The sequence below is a fragment of the bacterium genome (assembly GCA_037147175.1).
GTDB lineage: Bacteria > Cyanobacteriota > Vampirovibrionia > Gastranaerophilales > UBA9971 > UBA9971.
On the sequence record JBAWVS010000006.1, the window covers coordinates 65,802 to 76,354 of the forward strand.

General features: G+C 34.8%; 11 protein-coding genes. 5 read left to right on the forward strand and 6 right to left on the reverse strand.

Annotated elements, in window-relative coordinates; all coding sequences use genetic code 11:
- Positions 1-103 precede the first annotated feature (103 nt).
- From trmD to WCG23_02780, 3 genes are read left to right on the forward strand one after another with little or no spacing between them, the layout of a single operon-like run.
- Positions 104-847 carry a tRNA (guanosine(37)-N1)-methyltransferase TrmD gene (trmD, locus tag WCG23_02770; protein ID MEI8388787.1) on the forward strand — a complete coding sequence of 248 codons (744 nt, stop codon included), beginning with the start codon at positions 104-106 and terminating at the stop codon, positions 845-847.
- Complete coding sequence (locus WCG23_02775; protein ID MEI8388788.1) at positions 847-1,707, forward strand: undecaprenyl-diphosphate phosphatase; 861 nt, start codon at positions 847-849, stop codon at positions 1,705-1,707. Before trmD ends, WCG23_02775 begins: the two co-directional genes overlap by 1 nt.
- A gap of 2 nt (positions 1,708-1,709) precedes the next feature.
- A complete protein-coding gene (locus WCG23_02780) occupies positions 1,710-2,489 on the forward strand; it encodes a TIGR02757 family protein (protein ID MEI8388789.1) in 780 nt (259 codons plus the stop codon).
- A 2-nt stretch (positions 2,490-2,491) separates the two neighbouring features.
- On the opposite strand, the gene WCG23_02785 is transcribed toward WCG23_02780, so the two are convergent.
- The 4 genes from WCG23_02785 to WCG23_02800 are packed head-to-tail and all read right to left on the reverse strand — an operon-like array spanning position 2,492 to position 5,896.
- Complete coding sequence (locus WCG23_02785; GenBank protein ID MEI8388790.1) at positions 2,492-2,929, reverse strand: hypothetical protein; 438 nt, start codon at positions 2,927-2,929, stop codon at positions 2,492-2,494.
- On the reverse strand, positions 2,907-3,599 hold the full coding sequence (locus tag WCG23_02790) for a prepilin-type N-terminal cleavage/methylation domain-containing protein (GenBank protein ID MEI8388791.1): 693 nt from the start codon (positions 3,597-3,599) through the stop codon (positions 2,907-2,909). Before WCG23_02790 ends, WCG23_02785 begins: the two co-directional genes overlap by 23 nt.
- Complete coding sequence (locus WCG23_02795) at positions 3,583-4,077, reverse strand: prepilin-type N-terminal cleavage/methylation domain-containing protein (protein MEI8388792.1); 495 nt, start codon at positions 4,075-4,077, stop codon at positions 3,583-3,585. The genes WCG23_02790 and WCG23_02795 overlap by 17 nt, the downstream gene beginning before the upstream one ends.
- Complete coding sequence (locus WCG23_02800; protein MEI8388793.1) at positions 4,064-5,896, reverse strand: hypothetical protein; 1,833 nt, start codon at positions 5,894-5,896, stop codon at positions 4,064-4,066. The genes WCG23_02795 and WCG23_02800 overlap by 14 nt, the downstream gene beginning before the upstream one ends.
- A gap of 206 nt (positions 5,897-6,102) precedes the next feature.
- Here WCG23_02800 and WCG23_02805 point away from each other — a divergent pair, with 206 nt between their 5' ends.
- On the forward strand, positions 6,103-6,501 hold the full coding sequence (locus tag WCG23_02805; GenBank protein ID MEI8388794.1) for an Rrf2 family transcriptional regulator: 399 nt from the start codon (positions 6,103-6,105) through the stop codon (positions 6,499-6,501).
- A 59-nt stretch (positions 6,502-6,560) separates the two neighbouring features.
- The gene (locus tag WCG23_02810) at positions 6,561-7,385 is read left to right on the forward strand and encodes a 4Fe-4S binding protein (GenBank protein ID MEI8388795.1); all 825 of its coding nucleotides are present in this window, start codon (positions 6,561-6,563) and stop codon (positions 7,383-7,385) included.
- Between the two features lie 28 nt (positions 7,386-7,413).
- On the opposite strand, the gene WCG23_02815 is transcribed toward WCG23_02810, so the two are convergent.
- Positions 7,414-9,741 carry a DEAD/DEAH box helicase gene (locus WCG23_02815; protein ID MEI8388796.1) on the reverse strand — a complete coding sequence of 776 codons (2,328 nt, stop codon included), beginning with the start codon at positions 9,739-9,741 and terminating at the stop codon, positions 7,414-7,416.
- A gap of 112 nt (positions 9,742-9,853) precedes the next feature.
- Positions 9,854-10,553 (reverse strand): zinc metallopeptidase (locus WCG23_02820; GenBank protein ID MEI8388797.1); only part of this gene is annotated, 700 nt, incomplete at its 5' end.

Consider the following 10,553-nt stretch of genomic DNA (forward strand, 5'->3'; position numbering starts at 1 on the left):
GTTCAAATACAAACTTTGCTATAATTAAAGCCCTACAGTTTTTTAAGTTATATTAAACTATGCCGAAAACTAAAATCACAAATTTAAACGAGTAGTATAAACAATGAGATTCGACGTAATAACTTTATTTCCCGAAATAATTCAAAATTATTGTTCTGCCAGTGTCATAGGACGGGCTTTTAAGCAGGAAGTTGTTTCTGTAAATACCATTAATCCCCGTGATTTTTCTACAGACAAACATAAAAAAGTTGATGATACTCCTTATGGCGGCGGAGCAGGCATGGTTTTAATGTGTCCGCCATTTTTTGACGCTTATGAATCTGTTAAAAAGCTGCAAAACTCTGTTTCAATTATATTCACTCCGCAGGGAAAACCTTTTGACCATCAAACAGCAAAAGATTTAAGCACAAAAGATCAAATTGTTGCTATTTGCGGACATTATGAAGGCTATGATGAAAGAATAAGACAAATCCCAGAGCTTATAGAGATTTCTATAGGTGATTTTGTCTTGACAGGCGGAGAGCTTGCGGCACTTTGTGTGATTGATTCCGTTACAAGAATGCTCCCCGGAGGAATCGGAAAAAAAGAGTGTGCGGAAGAAGATAGTTTTTCTGAAGATTTGCTTGAATATCCTCAATACACAAGACCCTGTGATTTCAGAGGACTGAGCGTTCCTGACGTTTTATTGTCGGGAAACCATCAGGAAATATCCAAATGGCGAAAAAAACAGGCGATTTTAAAGACTCAGCAAAAACGTCCTGATTTATTTGAAAAGTTTATGCAAAGAAAACATACTAAAGAAGAAAAAAAGGTTTTAGAAGAGCTTAACTTAGGGAGGAAAATATAATGGATATATATCAGGCTATAATACAGGGATTAATACAGGGGCTTGCGGAATTTTTACCTGTAAGCAGTTCAGGGCATCTGATTTTAGTATCTTCCATATACAAAAACATTGTGGGCAAAGAACTTGCAAGCGGCGGACATCAGGAAATATTTTTTGACATAATGCTGCATTTAGGAACTCTCATAGCTGTTCTTATTTATTTTAGAACTGATATTAAAAATTTACTTACAAGTTTCATTATTTCCGTAAAAAATAAATCGATTAACTCAAATGAAGAATCCAAATTTTTTCTTAATGTGCTGGCAGGAACGCTTGCAACAATCGCAGTGTTTTACCCGTTTAAAGATATTGCGGAAACTCTGGTACAAAAACCTGCTTATGTAGGAATTGCTTTAATAATTGCAGGAACAGTTTTATTTTCCACTGAATTTATTTCAAATAAATTTAATCAAAAAATAAATCTGGTAGGCTGGAAAAGAGCAGTTGCAATAGGCATAGCGCAAGCTCTTGCAGGAATATTTCATGGACTTTCCCGTTCAGGCCTGACAATTTCAACAGGTTTGGCAACGGGACTCAGCAGAACAACGGCCGCAAGATTTTCATTTCTTTTAAGCATTCCTATAATTCTTCTTGCTGTTGTTTCTGAATCGCTGAGTTTTATAAAAACAGGCGAAATTACAAACTTCAACTGGTCAGCGATTATAACAGGCACACTGATTGCAATGGTTGTAGGATATTTTTGCATAAAATATTTTATTAAATTTTTAAGTAACAATAAACTTAATGTTTTTGCAATTTACTGCTGGACAGTAGGATTAGCCTCAATTTTATATTTTGGAATTTACATGAAAGGGTTTTAAAGTTGCAAAAGCTAACCAAAGAATATCTGGATGAACTCGTAAAAACATACGAAATTCCTGATTTCATAAAAGATGACCCCCTACAGTTTCCCCATAAATTCAAAAGCCAGTCCGATATAGAAGTTTCGGGATTAATATCTTCTTGTCTTGCTTACGGAAATCGAAAAAAAATCGTAGAAACTTTGATGAAAGTCCATGAAATTTTTAATGACAGCCCTGCCGAATTTGTCATTAATTTTGATATAGACAGGGATGCTGAACTTTTTAAAGGTTTTGTTTACAGATATACTCAGGAAAGAGATTTAATTCTCTTAATTTATGTTATTGGACAAGCTTTAAAAGAATACGGCACTTTAGAAAAGGCTTTTATGAAAGGATTTGTTCCTGATGAAGAAAACATTAAAGCCAGCCTGACAAATTTTGTGCAGTTACTGAGAAGCTATATCCCTTGTGATGAAACAACATGCAGGGGTTTATTTCATCTTATCCCCAGTCCTGAGTTGGGTAGTGCCTGTAAAAGATTGAACCTTTTTCTTAAATGGATGATAAGAAAAAGCTCTGTTGACTTGAATATCTGGAAAAACATTCCTGCAAACAAACTTATAATACCGCTTGATACTCATGTAGCAAGGATTTCCAGAAAATGGAAATTGACCGAAAGAAAAAGCAATGACTGGAAAACCGCGGAAGAAATAACAGAAAAACTCAAAGAATTTGATGCTATTGACCCTGTAAAATATGATTTTGCCATATTTGGTCTTGGAATTGGCGGATTAGCTTAATTTTATACATTACCCGGGCGGTCATAATCATAGTAAATATCCGTTAAAAGCTTGCCTTTGGTGTTTTTATATTTTATGTTTATCCTCCTGACGATTACTACACCATTATTATCAGTAGAAATATTTTCAGAAGTTACAGTGACATTATATTTTTTGTTGTTAGTATAAACATCTGTTACGGCAATAAGTGTCCCTGCATCAAAATTACTTTGTATCGTCCATTTTGCTTCGACATCCTCTAAATAGCTTCTCGCCAGATTATTTGCGGCATTGATATTCTTATTATCAACAGTTAAAGAAATGGAACTGCTTATAGGAAGACTTAATCCGACGGTAATAATAGCGAAAAATACAATGGATATAAGCACTTCAAGCAGTGTATATCCTTTTGAGACAGAATAATTAAAATTATTTTTTTTATTCAAAAAACCTTGGCACATTTCTTGAAATTCCTTTGAGTTGTATTACCTGATCCTGAGTTGTTCCCTGAAAAATTTTCCAGTAAATACCTTTTATCAGAGCATATTTATTAGATGCAATAATGTTTGATACCTCTCCTTTGAGAACTTTGTCTGTAGGCGCATTTTGATAGTTAAGAATATACTCTAATGCAGTATTATTTTTATCTATATCATTTGCAATAACAGAAGAATCTCCGCTAAAACTTAAAATATTATATGCAGGACAAGTATTTTCACTCCAAGCATAAGTTACGTTAGAAAAAAATTCGTATAAATCTGACAGACCTTTGGTGTTAGCTGTTAAATAGTATGCGACAAACCTGTATTTTCCATCGTCTTCGGGGATAAGCATTGCCACAGAATTCAAAGTATTTATGCTTTTACCTGATAACGAAAGACTGACATCGGAAGGATAAATGTAAGCAGACTTATTTATCTGTGTAATTATTCGCTCTGTTGAAAATCTTGCCTCATTTACGCTTTTAATTTGACCTGCATGACTGGCTGAAACATCGAAAACGCCGGAAGTAAATCCCGCAAAACCAAGCATAAGAATAGACAGCACAATTGTTGACACTAAAATTTCAATAAGACTAAAGCCTTTGTGTATCTGATTATAGTTTATTCTCTTTTTATTGGTAAAAAACATTTCCAGAATTACCTTTTATTGTAATAGTTTTTTGAGCACCGCCGGCATAACCGACCTTAATAGAGCAGTCTGAAGCAATCGGATTGTTTGAAGAATCAACAGGCGAGCCGTCAACATAAAAATTCACTGTAGCGCAGTTATTTTGAATTATTTTTATATTTTTTGGCAATTTACCGGATGTAGCGTCAAAAAAATCACTATTGCTTATAGTTGTTCCATCTGCGCTTATAGAATAAGTATTACTTCCGACAGGAAAGCTTAATGAGGTAACGACTCCTTTTGAACGTGAATAATATTTGGATTTTTTAATGGCAGAAATGATTTGTTCTGTTGCACTTTGTGTGTTTTGGTCCTTGATTGAAGAGTCAAAAGCACTAAATCCCATTGTTAGAAGCACAGATAAAAGAACTATTGACAGCAATAATTCAAAAAGAGAAATTCCTCTTTTTTTATTATTTATATTGTTAATCCGTTGCAACAAGATCTGCCTCATCCTTGCTAATCTGCCTCCAGTCAGAAAAAGTAATGCCTATTGCTGCACTTGGAAACATATCCGTAAACCCGGGAGGCAGATTATTCAGGTCAGAGAACCTGTCTTCAGATTTCCAGTCTCTTGTAGGCGCACTATAATAATCGCCACCCCATTTACCCGTAGCATATTTACTTCTAAACAATTGAATAAATCCGCCTGTTATATCAACTGTTTTTCCGCTCCAATTTTCAAGGAATCTGGGGAAATTTTCCAATCCGCCGCTGTACTGCCCAAATTTAGTAGGCACATTACCGGTTAAAAGAACCATATTGTATTGGGTATTTGAAGCTACAGGCAATGTTTTACTTGAATTGACAGTACTGTCTTTCCAGTTGCTTTTGGTATCGCTCCATGAATTTGAAAGAAGGCTTACCGCATCTGCAATAACAGCACAAGGCTTCCATGTGTCCTGACTTTGATTTGTTGATGTATGCTTATTAAAGTCACCCTGTAAATAAACAGGATCATTGCTTACTAAAGTCGTTGCTCCCGGCAATGTAGAACCGTTAATTATTTTGAAACCGCTTACTACTCTGTTAGGATCAGGGTTATATTGGTTGCCGTCATTATCAGCAACAGCATCACTTCTTGTCATATATACAATACCGTTGTCAGGGTAGTACCCTAGAGCAGTTTTCAGTTTATTAATATCGACGTTAGTAACTTTTACTGGTGTATTATTTTTAGGAACGCTCCCTGAAGGATATTCCCTGTAATCATATATTGTTTTTTCGGCCAGAGCGCCGTTAAGTTGTGCAGATGTGAATGTTTTTGCAGTTCCATTATATTTAATTTCGTAACTAACAATTCCTGATTCGTTTTTTACATTAATATTAATTCCTGCATTTTGACTGTAATAGCCGCCCGGTTCGAAAGATTTGAGTTTTGGGGCTTCAAGCCTTGTTGCTCCAAGCTTACTATCTTTTACAGTTCCCTTCCATCTTTCTTTTGCTAGAGATTCCCAGTTTGTATTATCAGAGTCCTCATTATTACTCATTGTTTCAAGAGTTCCATCCTGATCCGCAGATGTAATTTTAACTGTACCGTTAACGGCATTACTGTCGAGTCTTCCTCTGGTTATGCTGCCTGCGGCAGTAAGGCTGTCTGTAAGAATACTTAAAGTGGCTTCAGAATTTAAATACATATTTTCATTTGTATGAATAAGCCCTTTAAGGTTAAAGTTTGCCCCGGGCAGTATTTCGAGATCATTTTCAAAAAATATTTGATACATAAACAAACTGGTTCTTTGTGCAAAGACATTTTCTGTCATTCCAACCCAACCATACCCGAGAGAGTAAGCAATAGATTCTACTTTTATTTTATTTGTTGTGTGTTCGGCTGATTTTAACCATCCGTTATTTTCGTTAACATCTCTATCACTTGTGATAGCATATTTAACATATATTTTTTTACTTCCACCGTTTGAATTTAAGGTAAAAGAATAGTAATCAGGACCAAAAGAGCTGAATTGTTCGTCATTAAAAGCTTTTTCTTGCGGAACTAAACCTGTATCATCAGCTTCTGTTCCTTGAAAAGTAACAAACGGCTCTAATATATTAAGATTTTCATTATTAAAAGACTGTTCAATTTTTGTTTTTGCCCTATTAAGTCCTGATTCACACGCAAAATCAAGATCAGTTCTGATTTTTTCTTCAGAAGTTATATTCATATCCGAAACCGCATTTACGCTTGCTGCTATCGCAACAAGCAAAAGAAGGCTTGATAGTGTTGTTACAAGAATTAAAGCAGAACCGTTTTTTTTCATAATTCTCACTGATTATATAATTCAACATGTTTATACTAACCCTCTATTTCTGATTTTTAAAGATGTATTTCTGATTTAACAAAAAATTATGTAAAAAGGTTTACAATATTTACATAAGTTAATAAAATTTAGTAACTTGACAAAATAAAATCTAATTAGTATTATAGTACCAAGATACTAATTAGGTAATTAAAGAAAAGTTAAAAATGAGCAACATTTTAAAAATTTCAGAAGCGGCTTCTATAGCCTTGCATGCAATGATTATTCTGGCTAAAAAACAGAATGAGCTTGTATCGGTAAAAGATATAGCAAATCAGCTTGATGTATCAGCAAATCACCTTTCTAAGGTTCTGCAAAGATTGGTAAAAGCTGAGCTTGTTGCTTCAATTAAAGGCAACAAAGGAGGCTTTAGGCTGGCTAAAAACCCTGAGGACGTTAATTTCCTTGAGGTTTACGAAGCAATTGACGGGAAATTTAAGCCTTCAACATGTCTTTTAAGCAAACCTTCATGCAACCAAACTTGCATAATGGGTGATTTAATGGGTTCTATCAATAAACAGGTTGAAGACTTTTTTATTAATACAAAATTAACAGATTTTATGTAGTATTTTTTTGACAAAAATAAGTATTTCAGTACCAATATGCCAATAGGAGCTAAAAACAAATGAAAAGAAAAATTATTGAGATTGATGAATCAAAATGTACCGGTTGCGGTGTTTGTATTCCTGATTGCCCCGAAGGTGCGCTTCAGCTTATTGACGGAAAAGCAAGACTTGTAAGCGATTTGTTTTGTGATGGGCTTGGTGCCTGCATAAAAACATGTCCGACAGGCGCAATGACAACAAAAGAAAGAGAAGCCGAACCTTACAATGAGTACAAAGTTATGGAAAACGTTGTAAAAGGCGGGACAAACGTAATTAAAGCCCACCTCTTTCATCTTAAAGACCATGGGCAGGATGAATTTTTTAATCAGGCTATAGATTATTTAAAGAAAAATGATTTCGAAGTTCCCGTGTTTGAAGTAAAACCCCTTGCCTGTGGCTGTCCGGGGACTTTGCAGAAAGATTTAAGCCTGATAAAAAAACAGCCTTCTTTGCAGCCGACGCAAGTTGTAAACTTGCAGTCAGAATTGAATAATTGGCCTATTCAGCTTAAATTATTAAATCCTGATGCTCCTTATCTTAAAAATGCTGATTTGCTCATTGCAGCGGATTGTACAGCTTTTGCGTATCCGAATTTTCATCAAAAATTCTTAAAAAACAAAGTTCTTATAATGCTTTGTCCTAAATTGGACAGTGATTTAAATGTTTATGTAGAGAAACTTGCCCGTATTTTTGAAACACAGGAAATTAAATCCGTAACCATCGTGCATATGGAAGTTCCCTGCTGCGGTGGTGTTGAAATGATAATCAAAGAAGCACTTGAGCAATCAGGTAAAAATATCTTTTTGAAGGACTATATGGTCTCTTTAACAGGAGAATTGATTTAGTTTTACAAAATTTTCAAAAAGGTATTAACTAAAATATTTCAGTTATCGGATCGCGGTTAATGCAGTCAATCGCCATGCCGGCACTTTTTGCAAGCTCTTCCGGCACTCCTTTTATATTCATAAGCTGCCTTAAAAGATCAATAGTTCTTTTGAAAACTCTCACGATGTCGCCTTCGCCTGTTTCAAGTCCGTCAAAAAGGGCTTCCCATTCTTCGCCGAGAACCCACTGTTCAATTAATGATGAATAATCAGCGTTCAGGAATATCGGAACATTTACATCATTTTCCTGCTGAATACGCAAAAGTGATCTTCTTAATTCATTGGATTCATGAAGAGTTTTCCTGATTTTTTTGCCCATTCTGTATTTTTGGTAAGTTTCTGTTCTGACATCTTCGGTTACGACCGCACAAAGAATCGCAGCGAGTTCTGAATGAGAAAGATCGTTTAAAAGTCCTTTTTCTATGAGTTCTATAAAGAAAATCTCGTTTTCTGTCCTTGCCGTAGCGGTCATTAAGCCTTTTGGCGTAGGATAATTTCTTTCGAGGTGTCCTGTGATTTCTGCAACTTTCATTAAATTCAAGAACTGACGCCAATAAATATCTTTTTCATATTCAATGGCTTCGCTTATTTTTCTGTATTTTTTTGTAAATCTCGGTAAAATTTCCAGATCTTTTATATGTTTCTGGTATTTTCTGCAAATCTCACATTTTGATTGTGAAACTTTTTCGTGAAGCTCTCTTGTTTTATTTTCATACTCCAAAACTTCGGGGGCATTATGCATGCCGGCTTCCTGAGCCTGTCTTTTGAGAGTTTTTGTTATTTTTTTATGTTGAATATAGAGATTTTTATTCTTGTTATATTCCTCAACATCCTGATTAGTAAGTTTAAATGGACATTGGAAGTTTTCTATACTTTCAACAATCTTTTTAATTCTTTCCTGCTCTGTATAAAGAGGTTTTAATCTTTCTGTAGCGGTGTGATACCCGAAACTTTTAAGGATAAGTTCGCGGGAATCTTCTAGAGAAAATCTTTGAAGCAAATTAAGAACCATTGAATAACTCGGGGTAAACCTGCTTTCCAAAGGATTTGCAGCAGCAGAGGCAAGTGCAGCAATTTCTTCCGGATGATGGAAAGAATCTCCAAGGGTTACAACGTAGCCGACTTCATCCATACCGCGTCTTCCTGCTCTTCCCGACATCTGGAGAAACTCACTCGGAGTTAAAATCCTGTGACCGTCATCTGAGCGTTTGCTTATAGAGCTTATTATTGTTGTTCTGGCGGGCATATTTATACCGGCAGCAAGTGTTTCTGTGGCAAACACTACTTTAATAAGTCCCTGTTTAAACAGTTTTTCTATTAAACCCTTCCAGCCCGGCAATAAACCGGCATGGTGCGAAGCAACTCCTGAATATAAAAACTCAAGCTGCTTGCTTTTAGCTAAATACGGATTATCAAGAACATATTCGTCTATAATTTGAGAGAGTCTTCTTTCTTCAAATTCGTTTAAAAGCTTTAATTTAGTGCAGTCTTCAAGGTATTTGTTGCATTTTTTCCTGCTGAATGCAAAATAAATGGCAGGAAGCATGTCTTTATCATTCAGGATTTTAACGAGTTTAACATGGGTTTTTTCTTCTTCCCGACCCCTTTGCTGAAATCTTGGCTGTCTTTTTTCGGGTTTAATGGTGTTGTTAAGTCCTTTAGTTCCATTTCCGTTAAAAAGCGGGACAATTTTGGTATCCATTGATGGTGCGAAGTAAAAATGCCTTAACGGTACAGGTCTAAAATCACTATTTACAAGTTCTGTCTGGCTATGAACATTGTTTATCCAATTAGTAAGCTCTTCAGCGTTTGCTATAGTTGCAGAAAGAGCAATTATCTGAATGTTATTAGGGCAGTAAATAATGCTTTCTTCCCATACAGTGCCTCTTTGCTCATCATTCATATAATGAACTTCGTCTAAAATTATATATTGAACATTTTTAAGGTTTTCCTCAACCTTTCCAAGGCTTGTTCCGTAAAGCATATTTCTGAAAACTTCCGTTGTCATTACAACAATCTGTGCATCTCTATTTAAGGAAGTATCTCCTGTCAGCAATCCAACCTTGTCTTCACCGTATTTCGCGGAGAAATCATTGAGTTTCTGGTTGCTCAAAGCTTTTAAAGGTGTGGTATAAAAAACTCTTTTATTTTGTTCTATAGCACGAATTATTGCCTGTTCAGCGATTACGGTTTTTCCTGCGCCTGTAGGCGCACAGACCACAACGCTTTTGCCGTTATTTATATGTTCGGCTGCTTCTTTCTGGAAATCATCCAGTTCGAAATCAAACCCGTATTTTTTCTGTTCAATATCACTCATTTTTTATCTTTATCAATCATAAAAATTTTATAAACTCTCTATTTATAAGATAGCAGAATATTCAAGCAGATACCAGTTAAAAATTCTTTTATTATCTTTAGTCAAGTTTAAATTACTTGTCCCCTGTTACTTTATTTTTAACCCAAACTGCTGTTTTCGCCATTCCCGTTAAAATTGCCGCATCTGCAACATAAGTGCCAAAAGCCATTAAAAGAATTTTATTGTGTTCTTTTTTTATTGCTTCAGTCATTAATTTTGATTTTTCTGTAAATTTAAAGGCTCTTAATGAAGCAAGGACTTCTTCCACAAGTGAAAGCAGCGATAGCACTGCAATTGTAAGTCCGATACGTTCTTTTACAAAGTCTTTTGTTTTTGTCAAAAAAGTTTTATTTTCAGGATTATTATTTTCTTTTTTGTGGAACATAGCAGTAAGTATAGCCAGAGGCGTTAAAACAAGAGAAGAGACTATTTTAAGCCTTAAAGGTATTCTTGTAAAAAAGTTTTTATTTTTATTAATTGCATGACCTATTTCATGAAGTAAAGATCCCGTTCTTCCGCTAATTACATAGTTAAAACTCGGATTATAACCACCATATTTTATACCGCTCTGTATTTTTAATTTTAAATCAGGTATTGTTCCTATTAATAAATAAGAGATATCTGAAAGTTTATTAAGAAGAACTATACTTCTCAGTGTTAATTTTTTCATAACAGACATATTATTGATCGATTTAATTGTTTCTTCCGAAACTTCTTTTATAGATTGTTTTAATTTTTCTTCGCTTGATGCATCAACTATTCTTATTCCTTTA

Bases quoted from the DNA above. Each gene is read 5' to 3' on its own strand.
- WCG23_02785 (MEI8388790.1), bottom strand. From the start codon at position 2,929: ATGTGCCAAGGTTTTTTGAATAAAAAAAATAATTTTAATTATTCTGTC.
- WCG23_02805 (MEI8388794.1), top strand. From the start codon at position 6,103: ATGAGCAACATTTTAAAAATTTCAGAAGCGGCTTCTATAGCCTTGCAT.
- WCG23_02790 (MEI8388791.1), bottom strand. From the start codon at position 3,599: ATGTTTTTTACCAATAAAAAGAGAATAAACTATAATCAGATACACAAA.
- WCG23_02815 (MEI8388796.1), bottom strand. From the start codon at position 9,741: ATGAGTGATATTGAACAGAAAAAATACGGGTTTGATTTCGAACTGGAT.
- WCG23_02775 (MEI8388788.1), top strand. From the start codon at position 847: ATGGATATATATCAGGCTATAATACAGGGATTAATACAGGGGCTTGCG.
- trmD (MEI8388787.1), top strand. From the start codon at position 104: ATGAGATTCGACGTAATAACTTTATTTCCCGAAATAATTCAAAATTAT.
- WCG23_02800 (MEI8388793.1), bottom strand. From the start codon at position 5,896: ATGAAAAAAAACGGTTCTGCTTTAATTCTTGTAACAACACTATCAAGC.
- WCG23_02810 (MEI8388795.1), top strand. From the start codon at position 6,561: ATGAAAAGAAAAATTATTGAGATTGATGAATCAAAATGTACCGGTTGC.